This window comes from Paenibacillus terrae (assembly GCF_000943545.1).
Lineage (GTDB): Bacteria > Bacillota > Bacilli > Paenibacillales > Paenibacillaceae > Paenibacillus > Paenibacillus terrae_A.
Window position 1 is genome coordinate 20,678 of sequence record NZ_JTHP01000021.1, and the last position, 19,610, is coordinate 40,287.

General features: G+C 41.7%; 20 protein-coding genes and 1 pseudogene. 8 read left to right on the top strand and 13 right to left on the bottom strand.

Translation table 11 applies throughout. The features are described 5' to 3' along the window. Positions 1–38 precede the first annotated feature (38 nt). Positions 39–584, bottom strand: a pseudogene (locus QD47_RS30730) (glutathione peroxidase). A gap of 166 nt (positions 585–750) precedes the next feature. Here QD47_RS30730 and QD47_RS12305 point away from each other — a divergent pair. Continuing rightward, the gene (locus QD47_RS12305) at positions 751–1,515 is read left to right on the top strand and encodes a YheC/YheD family protein (RefSeq protein ID WP_235332256.1); all 765 of its coding nucleotides are present in this window, start codon (positions 751–753) and stop codon (positions 1,513–1,515) included. Positions 1,516–1,931: 416 nt separating this feature from the next. On the opposite strand, the gene QD47_RS12310 is transcribed toward QD47_RS12305, so the two are convergent. The 10 genes from QD47_RS12310 to QD47_RS12345 form a co-directional block, all read right to left on the bottom strand. Continuing rightward, positions 1,932–3,104, bottom strand: a complete 1,173-nt coding sequence (locus QD47_RS12310) for a TerD family protein (protein WP_052646766.1) — start codon at positions 3,102–3,104, stop codon at positions 1,932–1,934. A 97-nt stretch (positions 3,105–3,201) separates the two neighbouring features. Beyond that, positions 3,202–3,342 carry a hypothetical protein gene (locus QD47_RS32150; RefSeq protein ID WP_161797176.1) on the bottom strand — a complete coding sequence of 47 codons (141 nt, stop codon included), beginning with the start codon at positions 3,340–3,342 and terminating at the stop codon, positions 3,202–3,204. A gap of 120 nt (positions 3,343–3,462) precedes the next feature. Continuing rightward, positions 3,463–3,975, bottom strand: coding sequence for a hypothetical protein (locus tag QD47_RS12320; protein WP_044646401.1), 513 nt, complete (start codon positions 3,973–3,975; stop codon positions 3,463–3,465). Positions 3,976–4,380: 405 nt separating this feature from the next. Further along, entirely contained in the window at positions 4,381–4,908 is a 528-nt protein-coding gene (locus QD47_RS12325; protein WP_044646402.1) for a nuclear transport factor 2 family protein, read from the bottom strand. A 403-nt stretch (positions 4,909–5,311) separates the two neighbouring features. Continuing rightward, positions 5,312–5,644: a hypothetical protein gene (locus QD47_RS12330; protein ID WP_044646403.1), complete on the bottom strand. Its 333-nt coding sequence runs from the start codon at positions 5,642–5,644 to the stop codon at positions 5,312–5,314. Positions 5,645–5,665: 21 nt separating this feature from the next. Next, entirely contained in the window at positions 5,666–5,848 is a 183-nt protein-coding gene (locus QD47_RS31610; protein WP_152643799.1) for a hypothetical protein, read from the bottom strand. A gap of 649 nt (positions 5,849–6,497) precedes the next feature. Further along, entirely contained in the window at positions 6,498–7,091 is a 594-nt protein-coding gene (locus QD47_RS12335; protein WP_200893426.1) for a hypothetical protein, read from the bottom strand. Between the two features lie 238 nt (positions 7,092–7,329). Continuing rightward, positions 7,330–7,974 carry a hypothetical protein gene (locus QD47_RS12340; protein WP_044646404.1) on the bottom strand — a complete coding sequence of 215 codons (645 nt, stop codon included), beginning with the start codon at positions 7,972–7,974 and terminating at the stop codon, positions 7,330–7,332. Positions 7,975–8,844: 870 nt separating this feature from the next. Further along, on the bottom strand, positions 8,845–8,970 hold the full coding sequence (locus QD47_RS30740; RefSeq protein WP_235332259.1) for an aspartyl-phosphate phosphatase Spo0E family protein: 126 nt from the start codon (positions 8,968–8,970) through the stop codon (positions 8,845–8,847). Positions 8,971–9,996: 1,026 nt separating this feature from the next. After that, a complete protein-coding gene (locus tag QD47_RS12345) occupies positions 9,997–11,382 on the bottom strand; it encodes a hypothetical protein (protein ID WP_044646405.1) in 1,386 nt (461 codons plus the stop codon). A gap of 222 nt (positions 11,383–11,604) precedes the next feature. Here QD47_RS12345 and QD47_RS32530 point away from each other — a divergent pair, with 222 nt between their 5' ends. Next, positions 11,605–12,030 (top strand): hypothetical protein, encoded by a 426-nt coding sequence (locus tag QD47_RS32530; protein WP_200893428.1) that lies wholly within the window; start codon positions 11,605–11,607, stop codon positions 12,028–12,030. Between the two features lie 2 nt (positions 12,031–12,032). Next, complete coding sequence (locus tag QD47_RS12355) at positions 12,033–12,479, top strand: AbrB/MazE/SpoVT family DNA-binding domain-containing protein (RefSeq protein WP_044646406.1); 447 nt, start codon at positions 12,033–12,035, stop codon at positions 12,477–12,479. Between the two features lie 193 nt (positions 12,480–12,672). On the opposite strand, the gene QD47_RS12360 is transcribed toward QD47_RS12355, so the two are convergent. After that, a complete protein-coding gene (locus QD47_RS12360; protein WP_044646407.1) occupies positions 12,673–13,542 on the bottom strand; it encodes an AraC family transcriptional regulator in 870 nt (289 codons plus the stop codon). Between the two features lie 282 nt (positions 13,543–13,824). On the opposite strand from QD47_RS12360, the gene rlmN reads away from it, so the two are divergent. The 3 genes from rlmN (at position 13,825) to QD47_RS12375 (ending at position 16,694) form a co-directional block, all read left to right on the top strand. Continuing rightward, entirely contained in the window at positions 13,825–14,922 is a 1,098-nt protein-coding gene (gene rlmN, locus QD47_RS12365) for a dual-specificity RNA methyltransferase RlmN (protein ID WP_044646408.1), read from the top strand. A 157-nt stretch (positions 14,923–15,079) separates the two neighbouring features. Then, positions 15,080–15,781, top strand: coding sequence for a dihydroorotate dehydrogenase electron transfer subunit (locus QD47_RS12370; RefSeq protein ID WP_044646409.1), 702 nt, complete (start codon positions 15,080–15,082; stop codon positions 15,779–15,781). Beyond that, positions 15,762–16,694, top strand: a complete 933-nt coding sequence (locus QD47_RS12375; RefSeq protein ID WP_044646410.1) for a dihydroorotate dehydrogenase — start codon at positions 15,762–15,764, stop codon at positions 16,692–16,694. Before QD47_RS12370 ends, QD47_RS12375 begins: the two co-directional genes overlap by 20 nt. 99 nt (positions 16,695–16,793) lie before the next feature. Here QD47_RS12375 and QD47_RS12380 read toward each other — a convergent pair whose 3' ends face one another. Further along, complete coding sequence (locus QD47_RS12380) at positions 16,794–16,976, bottom strand: hypothetical protein (RefSeq protein ID WP_044646411.1); 183 nt, start codon at positions 16,974–16,976, stop codon at positions 16,794–16,796. A 122-nt stretch (positions 16,977–17,098) separates the two neighbouring features. On the opposite strand from QD47_RS12380, the gene QD47_RS12385 reads away from it, so the two are divergent. Then, positions 17,099–18,856, top strand: coding sequence for an ATP-binding protein (locus QD47_RS12385; RefSeq protein ID WP_235332257.1), 1,758 nt, complete (start codon positions 17,099–17,101; stop codon positions 18,854–18,856). Beyond that, on the top strand, positions 18,853–19,578 hold the full coding sequence (locus QD47_RS12390; RefSeq protein WP_044646413.1) for a response regulator: 726 nt from the start codon (positions 18,853–18,855) through the stop codon (positions 19,576–19,578). Before QD47_RS12385 ends, QD47_RS12390 begins: the two co-directional genes overlap by 4 nt. Positions 19,579–19,610: the final 32 nt, after the last annotated feature.

A 19,610-nucleotide genomic window follows, 5' to 3' on the forward strand; every position in this document is an offset into this window, starting at 1 on the left:
TTTTCTTCTAAACTAATTCAAAGGAGTAAACTGAAACCCTACAACAGTGATTCGATGACAGAATCTATTTCAAAGGGCTCCGTCGTTGATTCAAATCTTCCATTTACATGACCATCGCGATCGATCAGAAACTTGGAGAAATTCCACTTGATCCCGTCGCCAGCGTATATTTCCGGATACTTATCCCGCAGGAAATCCTCCATCCATTGACCGTCCTTGGTTTGGGTATCGAAGCCTTGAAACGGTGCCTGTTGTGTCAGATATTGAAATAAAGGATGAGGAGATGGACCTCTTACATCCGTTTTCTCAAATAGCGTGAATGTTACTCCATGGTTAATTTGGCAGACTCCCTAAACTTCCGAATTGCTACCCGGCTCTTTTTCATTGAATTGGTTACAAGGAAACGCGAGAATTTCAAAACCCTGTTCCCGTCGACTTTCATAGAGCTTCTGTAGATCAGCGAATTGACGGGAAAAGCTACATTTGCTGGCTGTGTTTACGATGAGGAGAACTTTTCCGCTGTAGTCTGACAGTTTAATCGGCTTCCCGTTAATTGAGGTTGCTTGAAAATCATAAATAGACATATTAAAGTCCCTCCTCATATTATTTTTATACATCATATATCCAGAGTGTCTATTGGTCTAATATATTATTCGAATGACCTTTATAGGTAGAAGGGGATTTGCCTCTTTTATAGCAAACTGTGGCATTCGCCGTTACCAAGATAGAATATGGATGCATATTCATGTAATGCGTGCAAAAACCCAACAGAATCGAGGGATACTCGTGCCCATTGGAAAGATGATTCAATATAAGGAAATGCGACAACATCCCGTTTTAAGTTCTTATCTGCCGGAGACCCAGTGGATTAGCAATGCAAGAACTTTGCGCATGCTGGACGAATATCGGACGGTTTTCATTAAGCCTAATTATGGAAGCGGGGGGACTGGTATCATACGGGCCAAAAAGCTGGGGAGGAGGTATGAGATTCGTTGCGGCTCCAGTCGAAGAATTGTCAGATCCCACGCGGTGAGAAGAGCTATCAAAACCCATCGGAGGCCTCATCGCCGTTATTTGGTACAGCAAGGACTTCGGTTAGCGAAGTACAAAGGTTCGATTTTTGATGTTAGAGTGTATATGCAGAAGCCGGAGTCGGAATGGGTCATTTCAGGAATAACCGGTCGTGTTGCCGCACCCCAAAAAGTGGTTACCAATTACCGCAAAGGAGGACATGCGGCACCATTGTCCAAAGTGCTTTTAAAGGTCTTTAAAAATGACAGAACGAAAATGAAAGAGACTCTGGATCAGATCATCGAACTTTCTAAAATGGTTGCCGACACAATAGATAAAAATCATCCGTTTCGCGAGCTGGGTATTGATCTTGCTATTGAGAAGAATGGTCAAATCTGGATCATCGAGGCCAATCCGCATCCCGGACATAAGTTGTTCAAGCAGCTCCCCAATCATAAGATGATTCACAACATTTTGAGAAACAAACGTCGGATTGAACGCTAAAATAAGACGTAGACCCCTTAATCACAATAAATAAAAAAGCCAGTCGAAGCAGGGAAAATAGAGACAACGTGTTAGACTGGTTCCTTTTCTCGAGCACACCTGGTCCCACGTTGTCCCACAAAGAGCCGTTCAGCCATAGCAATACCGTGTTGGTGTTGGCAGAGTATTTGGTCATGAGCGGTTGAACCTTTGTGCTACTTCACGCGCTAACTGCAATACCAACCAGAGCCAGACGAACCGGGTTCAGTCCATTTGGGTACGATAAAACGTATACCAGCAGCCTAAAACTGTCTAGCCCGCACATTCAGGTCGTAAGGAGAGCCATCCGAGAGTACATCTATAGATAATAATACGATAGTATTTGTGAATAATTTTTTAGCAGGAGATAGAAACAGGAAGGGTCATAATGTGTTGAATTACTTAAATTCTACTGGACCGACATCCATTTTAAACGATCCATCTTCATAAAGTAGTGGACTATGCTCTACATTTTTACCCGAATACTTCTCCACGTGACTTACTTTCATCTGGTTGGTCCCCGTAAAGTCAATATGAGCAATTGCGACCCAATACGCATAACTATTTTTTTCGTGTAATGGGGTTGTAATAACCTGTCCTTGATGATTATCAACGACAGCACGAACCTTCATGGATTTGAAGCTGCCGATGCCATTACTGACCGCACTATAGGCAGCGAAGAGAACAAAGCGCAAGGCCTCTGGCCGATGAATAATGATTGTTTCTTTGCCGTGAGTCAAGGCATCGCCGTTAAGCTGAATATATGGTGTACTATGAGAAGAACCGAGATTGCGATAATAGATTTTTCCGACATTGTAGTCTTTCGTCACATAGAAACAGTACAGATCCAAGTCTTTCTTGGTTGCCCACTCCAAGGTGGCCGTTACCTTCTCCGATTTATGTATATTGATACTCTCTTGTTTCTTGAGATCCAGTTTAATCAGCTTGACTGGCGTTTCGGGTACAGGCGCAGGCTGTGGGGCCGGATTGACTTCGGTAGCGGCAGCCACTTCGTTTTGTGGTTCGTCGGATACTTCAAGCCCAAAATTTTTAACGAGCGCAGCAAGTCCTCCTTCAAATCCACTACTAACGGCGTTGAATTTCCATTCCCCCTGGTGCAGGTAAAGCTCGCCTACAACTATGGCCGTTTCTTTATTGAGGCCTTCGCCAAAGTTGAAAATGGCGATATCTTCCCTGCTTACTGGATTGTATATACGACAAACAGCATCTTGAACATTCGAGAACGATTGTCCGTTCGTCTCACCTTCATGAATGGTAAGTGTAAAAGCGATTTTTTCAATATCAGCAGGGATCTTCGCTACTGTAATCCGAATGATCTCACGTGATCCTTCGGCGGGACCGGAGTGGCTGACCGCGTGTTGTTGGCTTATTTGCTGGTTATAAAAGATCATATCTTCATCTCGGGTACACACGCCCGCTGCATTCAATAGGAAAGCAGATGCATTGATATCTATACTCGGATGTGTAGTCTTCCATGTGAGACCAATGGCAATATCTTGTACATTTTTCCCTTTTGTAACGTCAATTTTTTGGCCCTTTGCGATGATCATATGAATCACTCCCTCATAAGGATGCTGCATCAAACAGTATGCTTACCGAGTATAGCATAGGCTTATTATTTTGAGACTCTTTCATTGGTCTGTCCTCCTAATTATATCCTTTTTCAAACTTGGAGCCTTCGCTACTCGTAATTTTCCGATAAGTCCATCTTTCCTCCACATGTAAACGAATGGCCTCTTCTTTGATCTCATCCGAGTATGTTTTAAACCTCTGTCCTTTAATCGCCATAAAAATACACCCCCAGAATTTCATCGGACAAACCAGGGGTTTTATCCAATGTCTATTCTAAGGGGTGCACTTCAGATTGAAGGTTGGGGCTTTCTTTGCTTCGTTACAGTAGCCGTTAAGCTATCTGATATCCGCAGGCCGTGAACCGGCAATTCCATTGAATTCCGCATTAACGTTATAATCGCCACCACGCCATTGAAGAGTGTAGCTTCCTGAACGCAAACCGTCTGTGTAACCTTCATCAGTACTTCTCCAAGTAATTGAACTGCCAGGCGAGATTCTTGTTCCAGAGATGTACTCTTTACCTGAATCATTGTGCAATAAACTTACTCTAACTGGATAACTAGAGTTATTTTTCAGAGTAAGTTTAACATGGCCATATCCTCTAGGAACATCAAAGGAACTTTGGACAGTTGCACCTCCTTGTACTCTACTGCCGAAAGTATTTCCGACGTTTTGCGGAGTTACTACATGGTCACCAGTAATTGTTGTACCGGCATCTTGGGTCGCCGTAGTGGATGTATTCGCAGAATCAGTTACATCTGAATCCGCAAAAATTGCACTCGGCACAGCAATAGCCCCCCCTAGTAAACCTAAAGATAAGGCTGATGCAATTAAATGTTTTTTCTTCATGGATTATTCTTCCTCCTATCGAATAATAATAGATTACAAATCAATATTTACATGTAATTCCCAAAAAGGTCGTATACATATTTAGGCAACTATGTGAATGGATCGCATAATTTTACAATTACACAACACAGCGTTCTCGCATTGCTCAACTGGATGGGATATGACATTTTTGAACAACTGATGGAAAAGACAAGATGATTATTTCCCGGAAACGTCTTTAATAATCTTCAATCCATAAAGATACATATATAAATAACACGTAAGCTACAAGAAAGAATGTAATCACACTAAGGGGGATAATCCAAGTAAGATGAGTCTTAAATGGTGTTAGCATTTTCTGGATAGTCGGCAGAGATCTATATTCTAATTTTTCTAAATCTTCCTCCGCTTCTTCTTCATCTCTACCTAAAAGTTCACTCCATAACTTGTAAGTTCAACAGCTGATGGCTTGACAGACGATGTACTATTCTCTTCTGATTGAGACTGAATTAATTTTTCAACCTTTTTGCTTTTTGTCTCTTGCCCGCCTACCAGCACCTTCCAACTATCGCCCTTTTTAATGATGGGGTATGTGACTGTATTTATTGAACCATCATCTTTTCTAGTTAATTCAACCGTAGCAGTATAGGTGCCATCAGAAGCTGAAACGACATTTTTGATGCTGACATCAGAAAATGGATTATTGCTTACTGATTCCTTATACTCTTTCAATTGTTCCTGTTCACTATTAAATCTCGTATCTATCACCCATTTTGCGGCTTCAGAAGCATCTCCAGATTGTGCTGCTTCCACATAGTTTTTTATTGATTGTTTGGCTAATTCTTCATTAGAAGCACTTTCGGTGCCAGTAAGACCAGGAAATACTGACATGGCAAGCAAAGGAATCAATAACATTGTCTTTATTGTTTTACCATTAAAGATTAAAAATTTCATTCATATTCCATCCTATCTTTTTTTTACATAAATACACCTTACGTCGTTTTGGAATAAATGTACACTACAATCATGTAAAAAAAGTTCAATAATAAAGGGTTAATATTCTTGTAGATGGTGAGCTGCTTTTTAGCATGGTCATCGTGCGAGTACCTTGCCTTCTGATCACTGGGTGTATGGTCAGGAAAATCCAGCCAACATACGAATTTGTGATTTAACAGTCCATATGAATATCTACCTTTATTCAGGCTGTATCTCGTCACCTTGAGCCTGAGTCTATTTATTCTCCCGATTTAATATTCCTCTGTGAAGCACAAATTTTTTACAGCAAAATCCTACGCCTGTTGAACAAATCGCACTAACTTAAAAGACGGCCCCAATGAGGCCGCCTCCTGAATACAATTTACTTGTTATCTTCTTCCTTAACATAAGTAGCGTCATATGCAATAATTACTTTGGTTTTATCTGTAGCCTCTGAAACATCGTAAACTACTTCATTTTGACTGAAGTGTTTTTCAGGCTGAAGTGTTTTTACAAACAATCCATCCTTCGTTTTGATCCTGTCAGGCTGATTAAGTTGTTCTACAACATCGGCCGGAACTGGCTCGTAAGTAACACTTTCCGATTTTCTAAGGATATCAGCTTCGGCATTTACATTATTTATAATACATCCAGTGAATGCAACAGCACTCACTGTTAAAATAGCCAGCATCCAAGTTATTGGTTTTAATTTCATAGAAACCTCACAAATTATTATTTATTTTGTATATCCATTTCCAGATATAGAAATTCCGCCAGAGTGATTTCCAATGAGTAAATACACTGGGTTATCTGATGTTCCTTTAGGAACATTATAAAATGTAATTGTTGTCTTATTGCCGTCACTAATATTGCCATAAACCTGAACTGTATCAGATTTATTTTTATAATCTTTAGTCATGAATTGATAGTTAACTCTAGCTGGTTTACTAGAACTATAGGTGTCCTGTACTAAAGTAACAGAAACTTGCCCAGATCTATGAGTAGGTAAAGGGCTTGGCATGTGAAATAATATTATAAATATATTGCATTGTTATTATAATTTTTTATCAATGGTAATTATTTCAATAATAATTATATCACACGATTTCTGTTTTTCTACGCAAATGTTCAATAATCCCCTATAAATGAATCCCCTCTCCTAGATAGCTAACCTTACAAAGCTTTTAACAAGCTTGTATTGCCATTTCCTTTAGGTTAAAGGATAGGTTTTATTGGTCATTGGTTGGTTTTTGAAATTAATATTTATAGACAGTATGAACACTTTCTCTATTAAACAGACATTTAACATTCACTTTAACGAAGAAGCAAAATTGATAATTATAGGGAGTGTTTCACTTGTTCTAAGATGTAATTTCCAGAAATGAGATTAATTTATTGAAAATATATACATTAATTAATCTGTGGTAAATTTATTTTTTACATAAATACATTCTTTTGAATTATTTGATATGATTAAGCTTTTCTCAAACTACAACGTGAACCCTAAGAAACAACGCAAAGAAGTCTCCAGACCTGAGGCCCAGAGCTTTCTTTGTTTAGGTCAGTTATTATTTTGCGTCCGAAGGCAATGAACCGGCTACGCCCCAAATTTCCACATTAACTTTGTTTGTACCACCGCGGAACTGAATTGTATATCGTCCAGAACGCAAACCGTCCGAAATTCCCGCATCAGTACTTCTCCAAACTGTTTCACTGTTTTTGCTGATTGTCTTGCCGTCAACATACACTTTACCAGAATCGTTGTGCTGTACAGTAAAATCAACCGGGGCATTAACATAGTTCCTAATGCGCAATTTAACATGCCCAAAACCCTTAGGAACCTCGAAGCTACCTGGTGCAGTTGCACTTCCCCCTACAGTAAAGTTAAAAGAATTCCCCACGCTCTGAGGAGTTACTACATGGTCACCAGTAGTTGTTGTACTCGCATCTTGGGTCGCTGTAGTGGATATATTCGCAGAAATCTTATCAGGATGATAAAGTCTGTCTAGTACGTCAGCAGGGGGAACAGGATCGTAAGTAACGCTTTCGTTTGGAATAGGGGCATCGTGATCAGCAAGCACACTATTTGTAATAACAACAGTTAATACACTAGCACTTACTGCCAAAATAATGAGCCCCCAAGTTGTTGCTTTGAATTTCACAGCCACACATCCATTCTAATTATTTTGTAAACCCATTTCCTGATATGAAAAGTCAATAGGCGTGACAAATCCCGTCCATTATTGAAAGAATAGGATAGGAAGTGTAACTGTTGAACATTCAGAATCTCACGAACTAAAAAGGACGCTCCAGATCAATTCCAGAGACGTCCTTCGTGACTTTTCTGATTTTCAGTAGCATTGTTTTAAAAAATTAGAAAGTTGCTGCCCTACCCGGTTGTTATTGGTAAGCAGGTGCAAGGTAAGTATTGCGAACATTCGTAGCGACAAAATCCCATGAGCTTATTCTTTGTCCAGTGTAATCATCATACTGGACGGCTCTATACTTTTTAAGAGTTAAGTCAGCCGAAACCCCTAGTCTACTAAATCTACTCGGGTCTGCCGGGATTTGCGTCGCTACTGAATACATGTACGAAACTCCGACAGTAAAAGATACATCGTCGTATTTTAGCATAGTAGAAGCGGTATATGTTTTTGCTCTAGTAACTGTATAATTACTTGCTTTGGCCCAATAAGGAGTCTCCTCATGATAATTAATAAATTGGTGATCTCTTGTAGTACCTGAAATAAACGTGTTTTCAATATGGGTACTCGAAGGCCGTATTACAGAGTCGACAGCTTCTAACTGGACTGTGGTATTCTTATCATTTGAAGCAGCTACGTAAGAATCATAATCTTCTTTTGTCAAAAAGGACACTACATCGCCGTTATCCAAAGAAACCGTTTTATAGGCTCCATCGACCACAATAGTCGCAGAAACAACATCCGGTTGGGGTACTGCTGCATCATTTTGTGCTGCGTAAATGTTAGGTGTACCTACAACAAAAAGCAGTAAAGCAGAAAGAATAATCGCGAATTTTTTCATAAGATTTCCTCCTGGTCATATATTTACATTATAATGATAACATTCACATCTGTTTTACAGGCGTTTTATCACACTTCATAAAGGAGAGATATACATGTATTCCGTAAGCGGTACCATAGCTTTAATATCAAGCATGTCTATGTTTTGGCTTTTATACTATTTAAGAGTCGACCATTCCATAGGTTTCAATGATGCTTTTTACTTATTCCCACTGATCTTAATTGTTCTTTGTATTTATTTTTATTGGAAGGATCATGATGCAAAAAAGTAGGTGATCCTTCATCTCATTATCCAGACACTTATATCCCCTCCCTTCTTGACCGGTTGATGCACACATTCGGTCTTGGGTGGCATTTTCGCTGCCCTTGACCCGGTCACTCTCCCAATTGATCTTGCTTCGTATGTCACTACATTTTCACAGCCAAGACTCCTCTCCAAACAAGTAGCTTAAATACCTTGTTAAGTGATATTTATACAAATTCCTATGCACTATTGAAGTAGATAGGAGGTGTATACATCTTGCATTATCGAAATACATAAATTTTTAATTAATGGTAATCATTTCAATAATAATTATATCACACGATTTCTGTTTTTCTACGCAAATGTTCAATAATCCCCTATAAATGAATCCCCTCTCCTAGATAGCTAGCCTCACAAAGCTTTTAACAAGCTTGTATTGCCATTTCCTGTTAATGTATTTCCCTCTTAAAAAAGCCATTATATAGAATGGTTATATTAGTTAGATGAGAGGAGGGATAGTTTCGCATAAACAGCATCCGTTTTATTTACTTGAACGAAACCAGCGTCATGCTAAGGCAAGAAAAACAATGTTAGGTGATGTGACTCTGAAAGCATGAGGATGCTTGGTTATATCAGTTGGGTCAGCTTCTTGGTCTGAAACATACGGTTGTACTGATTTATCAGTTCATCCAAAAGCATAGACTGTTCAAGCACACAGGCATGTCCGAAACCATACTGTTTCGTACAGATCATGCAATCGTTGCCGGGCATCTTCCAACTGTTGATTTAACGTTTCATCTGTATTCATAGCGCATTCCCTCCTAATGTATCTCATTTTAGGATGGAATGTGAAAATATGAATGGCTGTTTTAGCAATCAAAAATCAGCAAAATATAGCAAAAACGTGCATACTGCTGCGGTAAGAATTGTTGTGTGTACATATCCGTAGATGAAACTTCCTGATACGCCGTAATTTGAGGTTCAAAGCGCTGGAGAATATGATCCACATCAATAGCTCTCCGCCTAATTAATCATAGACCCCGAAAATGTTTGGGGTGGAAAACGTCTCACGAATCCTTTTCAGAGTAACTGTCGCACTTGGTTTGACAATCTGTCTCTATATAAAAAATTCAATATAAAGGCTTAATATTCTTGTATGTGGTGAGCTGCTTTTTAGCATGGTCATCGTGCGAGTACCTTGCCTTCTGATCACTGGGTGTATGGTCAGGAAAATCCAGCCAACATACGGATTTGTGATTAAACAGTTACATTACATTTTTGTACCTGTTAATTTTTGAAATGAGAATGTATTTAACCATAAAATAAGACATTTTATAGAATAATATTCGTTAAGTGATAAGAGGGTTGTTTTTGCATACATCAAGATGGATTAGAAAAGTAGATACCTTGGGAAGAGTCGTTATACCGATGGATATAAGGAGGGAATTAGGCATTGTAAAGCAGGACGCGTTCTCATTGTCCCCAACAGAACAAGGCATCATCCTACATCAAATAGACAAAGAACAATGTGGGTTATGTGACTCAAAAGATAGTCTGATGCCATATAGAGATTCCTTTGTTTGTATCGCCTGTAGACATGAACTGAAATCATTGTGATTGGCTAAAGAAATTGGGGCAGCAAAAAAGGACCAGCGGCTAGGCTGGTCAATGGTAATGAAATAGTGCTCGGATCAAGCTGTACCAACGTGGTCTTGCGGTTTGAATGTGCCCAGGGCAGGATCTTTAGGCTGAACTGGTAGTACGAGTACCAGTACAAAGCTAATTGCTGCCAAGAGCAAAGCCATCTTTTTGATCATTTTCTTTCCACATTTTTTGAAGTTCTCTTCCTGTTTCAAGGACAGCTTTCACACTAAAGCGCTCAAATAATCGTGCACAATTTGAAATAATCAGTTGATTATTCATTGTAAGAGCATTTTCCCAAGCGACTAAAAGGCACTCGAAGCCATAAGAGTATCTGCCCTTATTCAGACTATAGCTAGCCATTTTATACCAAAACCGTGCGTACTGCTGTGGTAAGAATTGTTGTGTGTACATATCCGTAGATGAAACTTCCTGATACGCCGTAATTTGGGGTTCAAAGCGCCGAAGGATATGATCCACATCAATATGATAGCGATTGGCTGCTTCTATGACGTTTAAGAGTTCTGCAAAAATCTCTTTCTCGCCAGCTATATATTCTACGTAATCCGGCAGGACACTCACATCTCCTGACATCAGCTTATTCACGTACGTATTAATTTTCACCCATCGCTGAAATTGCCCCATCCAATGGAGTGTGTCCGGGTCAGTTTCCTTGACCCAGCTTAGATCAGCATAACCCCGAAGATGTGCTAATGCCTGCTCATGATCTCCTTTTGCATCACAAGCATGAGCACACATCAATTCGGCGTAAGCTATGTATACAAAGAGCGGCCTGCTTAGCTTCTTTTGTGGTTCTTTTTCCTTGCGCTCAGAGTTATGAACCATGCCATAGTATATTCTCCCTAGCTGTCCCATCTGCTTTGCATACTTATACACCTTGTCCCACAGGCTTAATGATCTATACACGTTTGCTAAATCCTTCAGCGCATCCAGTTGGTCGGCTTCATGCAAACGATGGACAAACGATTCAAATTTGGCCGCGGCGTCCATATTGCGATTTTGATCCTTTCCTACCGCAATCTGAAACAACCGATAATGGGACAAGGCAAGCCGTTCCGAATGCTGCTGCTTTTCACTCTCGGCTATATTTCCATACAGGTAAGCGGCTGCGTCCTGATACCCATTTTGGAAAGAAGCCTCGGCTAATTCAAAAAGGTTGGGAAGATAGCCAAGATTATCTAGTAGAACACTTACCACTCGCTGCAAACAATCCAGCCGATGAAACTGCACACATCGGTACAGGAAGGGGCAAATTCTTCGCCAGTTAATCGGTTCATCTACAGTGCACTCTTCAACATACCGTTCATAAAAATGATCCGGTGGTAAATTCATGCCCGCAGTAATGAGATCCAATTGGTAAACGGAAATAGAACGGTTGCTCGTCAAAATGCCACTCAGCGTGCCAGGATTCAGGCCTGCAATGTGCCCAAATTGAGTTTTGCTCAAGCCTTTTTGATACAGATATGTTTGAATTTCTGCTCTTATCTTAGGTGTGATTTCCATGAATAAACCACCCTTTCAGCGTGAACTATAATTTGATGCTAATTTTAATAAAAAAATTAATTGTAAATTTTATAATAAAGGTTTTACCTTTCCTTAATTGTACCATCTTATGGAATAATAATAAATGCTTCTATTTTATTGCTTTTTATCTTGGTAATAGGGGTTGTTTCAATGAGGAATATAGCAATGACAAGAAGGATAGACTCGCTAGGACGATTCGGAATGCCCAAAGAAATACTATATATGGTTCATATTAGACCAGGCGATTCAGTGGAAATTTTTATGGATGCAGAAGCGAGCACAATATCACTAGGTAAATACATCGGCCAATCCTGTAAATTTTGCCAATCAACCGAAGTATTAAGCACCTTTAAAAATTCTCTCATATGCAATGAATGTAAAAGTCAATTGATAGCTACTCAAAAGGATAAACGGAATCCACAACCAAAAGAGGTGATGACACAGCTGCTTTTGGTTTTGCTAGAAAAGTACCCTGACGCTACACAACAGGAATATTCTGATATGTTACGCATACCAATAGCTCGTTTAAGGAATCTTTGTCAAACAATTACACAGAACAAAAATAATGAGAAAGAGATTAAGTCCAATCCGGGCATCAATTCTTCCATACTCAAAAGGAGAGGTTAGCATTGAAAAATACAGGTATGATACGCTCTCTAGATACGTTATTTCGGATCGTTATCCCCAAAGAAATGCGCGTAACCATGAACTTGGAGGTTGGTGATGGTATTGAATTTCTTGTGGATGATGAAGGGAGCTTCTTTGGTCTGCAAAAGTATGTCGGCACTTCTTGTAAGCTGTGTGGCTCAATTGAACGTCTAACCTATTTCAAGGGCAAGCTTTTATGTACGAACTGCATAACTGAATTGAAGGGGAATATAGGCATTAGTACAATACCATTGCCCAAGATTAAGGAGCCAAGACAAAGAGAGAAACGAACGTATCAGCCGACACAAAACTTGATCGAAAAACTAAGGGAATTGATGCGTGAACATCCCAATGCCAAGCAAAGCGAATACGCCAAATGGATTGGCGTTTCGCAAGGCCGTATATCTCAACTCAAAAAGTTATTGTAGGCTGACCGGAGATCCATTTTCGATCATTTTCCGAGCAATTGCATACAACAAAAAAATGCCTGCTTGCGTAGCAGACACGTCGAGAATTTCATACAGTATGAAAAACCACCGGATAGCTAGGCTCTCGAACCTATTCCTGGTGGTTTTTTTGTCTCGTACTTGTTTATAGATGTTTATCAGCTTTGTTATGGGTTTACTTTTTCATAACCGGAATCCATACTTCGCAGCGGTAGTCCTCAGCCCGCGAGTCCCCCATCATATATACTTCCAGCTCGGGTCCACCTGAATGCTCATAATTGCTGGCCGGGAACCATTCCTGAAAAATTCGTTGCCATACCTTTTGGATCGAGTGAGGCATAGGGCCGATGGATGTAAACACGGCCCAGGTTGCAGCCGGAATCGTTCTGGCATCCAATCCGTTGGAAGCGGCTACGTCCTCGCTGCCCTCTGCGGCAATCAGGTACGTGAATTTCTCTTCCCCATGCTTGAAATCCAAACAAATACCGAGGATATCCTCGCTTGTTCCCAAGGCTTGAATCCGATCCGACGTACCATCTGCGTTCAACTCGTCCCAGAATTTCGGGATTTCCCGGAAATTTTCACCGTCTTTCGTTGTGACTTGGATGGACTTGCCAATGACTGTAAAGGCTGCTTTCTCTACAATTTTATAATTCATATCCTGATCTCCCTTCAACGATAGATGGAAGGTAATACGTGGAAAGGCTTTCAGGTTCACCCCAGGGCTTCTGGCCTCAGAGGGAGATATACCGTGTACCTTACGGAACGCTTTAGAAAAAGATTCGGGGGAATCATATCCGTATTTGAACGCTACATCCAAGACTTTGGTGGTAGAAAGACTCAATTCCTGTGCAGCCAAGGTCAATCGACGTTTACGTACATATTCGGCTACTGTGACGCCAGTTAGCATATGAAACATACGTTGAAAATGAAAAGGAGACGAATAGGCTGCTTTTGCAATTTCGTCGATATCCAGTGGCTGCTGCATTCTTTCTTCCATCAGATCCAGTGCGTTCTTGATCCGAAGTAACCATTCCAACCGCATCACCTTCCTTGGTTGTAATCATACCATTAGCGGTGTCCGTAATCCTGTCTTTGCGTGCTCTTGTTGAACAGACTCTGTCGCCTAGTTTAATGGGACGCATACTCTGTTTCAAGTCGGAGTTTCATACTGAAATTTTGGAGGATACATTTCGCCTGCCCCCTTGTGTTCATAATTAAAATTTGGGACAATGAAAGAAGCGTTTAAATAGCGAAGACTGCTTAAACATGCTATGATGCAATGATGGCTGAGACGAATTTTAACGTTTTGAAAAGAGGATCGAACATGAAAAAAGAATCCATTTATGGATTAACACTAGATCAGTTGACAGCATGGCTCATCGAGCGTGGACATAAGAAATCCCGGGCGTTGCAGGTATGGGACGCACTTTATCGGAAACGGATTACTGATTTTGCTGCGATGACGGAGATTCATGAGAACTGTACCCGCCTGCTGGCAGAGCATTTTCCGATTGAAACATTGGAAGAACACGTAAAGCAGCAGTCGGCGGATGGGACGGTCAAATTCTTGTTCCGTCTCCAGGATGGAAATCTGATTGAAACAGTATTGATGCGGCACAAGTTTGGGCTGTCGGTATGTGTGACAACGCAGGTGGGCTGTAACATCGGGTGCAGCTTTTGCGCGAGTGGGCTGTTGAAGAAGAGCCGTGACCTATCCAGCGGTGAAATCGTCGAGCAGATTATGAAGGTGCAGTTGTATCTGGATCAGGAACGTCCAGGCGACCGGGTCAGTCACGTGGTTGTGATGGGGATTGGCGAGCCGTTTGATAACTTCGTGAACCTGTCCGATTTCATTCGGGTCATTAAGGATCATAAAGGGCTGGCGATTGGTCCGCGACATATTACGGTTTCTACGAGTGGACTTGCCGATAAAATTATTGAATTTGCCGATTCCGATCTGCATGTCAATCTGGCAATTTCCCTCCATGCGCCGAATAATGAGACCCGCACCCGCATCATGAAGATTAATCGGGCGATTCCGATTGAGAAGCTGATGCAGGCGATTGATTATTATTTGGACAAAACAAATCGTCGGATTACGCTGGAGTATATTTTGCTGAAGGATATTAATGATACCAAGGAGCATGCGCTGGAGTTGGCTGAGTTGGTAGGCCATCGTCGCAATTTGGCAAATGTAAACCTGATTCCATACAATCCGGTGGATGAGCATAGCCAATACCAGCGGAGTGAGTCGGAGTCGATTACGGGCTTCTATGATGTTCTGAAAAAACAAGGCATTAGCTGTAGTGTTCGGTTGGAGCATGGAGTCGACATTGACGCGGCTTGCGGACAGTTGCGCAGCAAGCAAATCCGCAAGGATGCAAAAGGTAGTCGCAATCCGGAACGCGAGGCGATTAGTTAATACAGAAGCGTACTCTTTAACAGGAGTACGCTTTTTTATGCCTGGATTATGGAGGAGAAAGAAAAGCACTCAAACCTAACTCAGTCTATAAATGTGAAAATAGTCACGTAATCATGGCTGTTTTTACGTTATAGTGAGTGGTTAGTGGAGGGGTTATATGGCTAACGTAATTTCGAATGTGGCGCTCGTTCCGGGCATTTATGTGATGAAAATAGAGGGAACCTTTAAAGGGGAAATGGGCCAGTTTTACATGCTGCGCAGCGGAACCGGGTACCCATTGCTACCTAGACCTATCAGCATTTACGATATCGGAGATGAGGACATTTCCTTTTTATATCGGGTTGTTGGAGAAGGGACCCATTTGTTTTCCCAGTTGCAGTCGGGGCAGGAGATTCAGTTGGAAGGACCTTTCGGCAACGGTTTTCCTCAGGTGGAGGGCAGCTTGGCGTTAGTTGGCGGTGGTATGGGCACGGCCCCCTTGCTGCTGGCTGCAAAGCATTATCCGCATGCACATGTTTATTTGGGATTTGCGCAGCAAGCCTTTGGAGTGGATGCTTTTGAAGCTGTGGCAGCATCTGTGCAGGTTCGTGTAGGGGGAAGCATCGTCGAGAAGGTCGATCCTCATCTCTATGCGAATATGTTTTCTTGTGGACCGACTCCGATGCTACAAGCGCTTGCGATGAAGACAGCTGGCTCGTCGTCCCGTTTATATATTTCAACAGAAAGACATATGGCCTGTGGTATTGGCGCGTGTTTGGGCTGCACCATGCATACCCGTGGAGGTAATAAGAGGGTGTGTAAGGAAGGGCCTGTATTCCCGGTAGAGGAGGTGGATTTTGATGATCTCCATGGCGTGTAATATTGCGGGCGTACCGTTCAAGAACCCGATCATCATGGCATCCGGTACATTTGGGTTCGGGCGTGAGTATGCGGAATTTTACTCTCCTGAACTGTTGGGGGGCATCGTCGGCAAGGGATTAACCCTTCATCCGAAGGCGGGCAATACCGGATCACGTATACATGAAACAGCATCTGGTATGCTCAATAGTGTGGGACTGGAAAATCCGGGGGTTGCGGCCTTTTTGAAGGATGAGCTGGATGACATGACGCGCTGGAATACGGCTGTAATTGCTAACGTGGGTGGCTCCAATCTGGAGGAGTACGTTCAGGCTGTAGCCATGATTACGGAAAATGCGCAAAAACGGCGCACGATGAATCGCAGAGGCGTCGATATGCTGGAACTGAACATTTCCTGCCCCAACGTAAAGCAGGGCGGAATGCAATTCGGCATTCAGACGGAGGTGGCGCGGGACGTAGTACGGCAGGTGCGCAATGTAACGGCGCTTCCGCTGGTCGTGAAGCTGTCCCCAAATGCAGAGAATATTACGCAGATGGCGGTCATGTGCGAGGAAGAAGGCGCAGACGGTGTCTCGCTGATCAATACATTTTCTGCGATGAAAATTGATATACGTCGGCGGCGAAGTGTTTTTACGAATACGTATGCAGGTCTTTCTGGCCCGGCGATCAAGCCGATTGCCTTGCGCATGGTTCATCAGGTGGCGCAGGCAGTATCCATTCCGGTGATCGGGATGGGGGGCATCAGCTCGGTGGAGGATATTATCGAATTTACGATGGCAGGAGCAGCTGCGATTCAGGTGGGAACATACAATTTTGTCCACTTGCACGCAGGAGCTGAGCTGGTCTACGGTCTTGAACAATGGATGCAACGGGAAAAGGTGCAGACGTTGGACGAGATCCGGGGAATCTTGTGAATTTCGTACTCGTTTGCATAAACTTAAGCATACAAAACCGGCTTGTCTTCCAGGGCAAGCCGGTTTTGTGTTTTATTGTACCGAAACAGCCAAGCTCAACTAGTGGTTAATATCGCACTTGTTCAAGATGAACGAAATTTGGTTTTCCAGCCGATGAATGGCTTCCTTGGAAGCTTGGTCGCTAACACCTTGTTCCTGAAGCGCAGCGAGTTCCTGCTTGAGCTGATGAAGATCCTGCCCTGCATTGGCGCAGTTGTAATTACTCTCGAGATTGTCAATCATCCGATGTCCTCCATTTCGTTAGGTATACGTCCTTATTATGGAGAATTGATCCTTCCTTATTCAGCATATTGTCTTATTTCAGATAGAGGCTACGTTTGTTGTCGTTGGGAGGTTTTTAGAGCTTGCAGATTAAGAAGGAATTTGTCAAACGGTGTCGAATATCAAGGGATTATAGGAGTAAAAGACATGCTCTTCTTCCCAATGGAGAGCTTGAAAAAAGAAGCAAGGTGATGGGGTTGTGGTTCAAACGTAAGTCGAAACCGAGACGACAATTCAAAGTTTCGCTACAGTTCATGATTATTATTTTGGTTGTTTTAGCTATCATTATTTCCTTAATTATTTCCTTGCTTCTCATTCGTAATTTCGTGATTAACAAGCATTTTGATAATACGAAGGAAAAACTTTCGGGTATTGCCAAGGTCATTGCAAGTGACAGCGATGTCATTCGAAATGTCGAGCAGGGAGTTCCTGTGAAGCAGATTCAGGACTATTCGCTTAGAGTAATGAATAATGTTAATGTGGATTTTGTTGTCATTCTGAACCGCGATTTAATTCGGCTATCCCATCCAGATGCAACGATGATTGGCAAACCGTTCTCTGATTTGAATGATGCCAGAAGAACGCTGTCCGGTCAGGGGCATTTTTCTGAAAATATAGGTATTTTGGGCTCAGGCTACCGATATTTTGCACCGATATTTAATAAACAGAATGAGGTCATTGGCATTGTATGTGTGGGACTGACAATGAGAACTCTAAATTATGATTTGATGCAGGCGCAGTATACCATTTTTGGAGGACTGATGCTTGGGCTCTTTAGTGGAATTCTGGGTGCCATCTTCCTGGCTCAAAAAATCAAAACGATTTTATTCGGGCTTGAGCCGCAAGAGATAGCAGCACGATTACGTGAAAAAGAAATTATTGAAGATGAGGTCGCTGAAGGAATTATAGCCATTTCGGCTGACAAGAAAATTATACTCATGAACAAAGAAGCTCAGGCCAAGTATCAACTGGCGAACCAGGACATGGAAGCCCCGATTGGCGAGCAGGTCGATACCAACTTTTATAATGTGCTCTTCAAAAGAGTGTTTGATGATAAGAAGAAGATCAAGGATCGCTCATTTTATGTGAATGGTATAGAAGTCATTGCGACAATAACCCCTATGTATATTGAAAATGAGTTTTTTGGAGCAGTTGCAACGCTGCGAGACCAATCCGAGATGATTCATCTTAGCAACCAGTTAAGTGGTACAAAATATTATATTAACTCACTTCGCGGACAGACCCATGAATTTATGAACAAAATGCACGTCATATCCGGACTGATTGAGATGAGGCAATATGCAGAGGTCAGTCAGTATATTCAGCAACTAAATCACCGGTATCAAAATGAGGTAGGCTTTCTGACCGAGAGAATTAAAGTTCCGGCATTAGCAGGTTTTATTATGGGTAAAATCAACGAAGCACGCGAACAGAATATTTCGGTTCTTCTTGAAGAAAGCTCGAATGTCTCTAATGTGGAGATGCAGGACATTGTTCATAATGTCATACACATACTGGGCAATTTTTTTGACAACGCCATAGACTCGATTTTACAAAAAAAACAACCTGGTAGAATTGAGTTGAAATTAAACTATGAGTGTGAGGGAAATGTATTCATTCTGAAAGTGAAAGATAATGGTATGGGGATTGATTTTGAAATGCAAAAAAGAATATTCGAGCATGGTTTCTCAACCAAAGGAGAAGATAGAGGCTACGGCTTGAATCTGGTTAAAACCATGGTGGATAACCATCAGGGAATCATTGAGATTGACAGCCAGCCGGGCCTGGGAACAAGTATATATGTAGAGTTGCCCTGTACATTGGAGGTGACAAATGAATGAAGGTTCTGATTGTTGAGGATGATCCCATGGTTGCTGAGCTAAATCAACAGTTTATTGAGCGCATGGACAATTTGGATGTTGTATGTAAGGCAGATACTGTCAAGAAAGCACAGGATTGTCTTCAAAAATGGACACCGGATCTGGTATTGCTGGACGTTTATTTACCTGGAAAAAGCGGATTAACTTTATTATCACATATTCAGGAGCATCAGTATCATGCGTCGGTTATTTTAATTACGGCTGCAAAAGACATTCAAACGGTGAAGGAAGCTGTTTTTTATGGAGTTGCAGACTATTTAATTAAACCCTTTACATTCGAACGCTTTAAGTTGGCTGTTGAGAAAATCCAGCGTCTGGCCACGGTGATGGAGGAAGGGAACGGAATTAATCAAGCTGCCATTGATCATTATTTTAATAAAGATGAGCATACGGGTATGGAGAAGAAAGGATCTCCTGAAAACCTATCCAAAAATCTTTCCAAAAACCTGTCCAAACTGACCATGACCACGATACTGAAGAGCATCCAAGAGCTGGATGGTCAATTTTCAGTCGAAACCTTAGCCAGAGAAGTGGACTTGTCCCGTATTACGGTGAAAAAATATATTCAGTTCCTGGTGGACGATGGCTTCTTGATTGAATCGATAGAATACCACAAGGTTGGAAGGCCGCTAATGCTCTATCAGGTGAATCCTAATTTAAAAGAACCGCTATTTCCATTGTAATTCTGGAAATAGCGGTTCTCTTTTGTCCAACG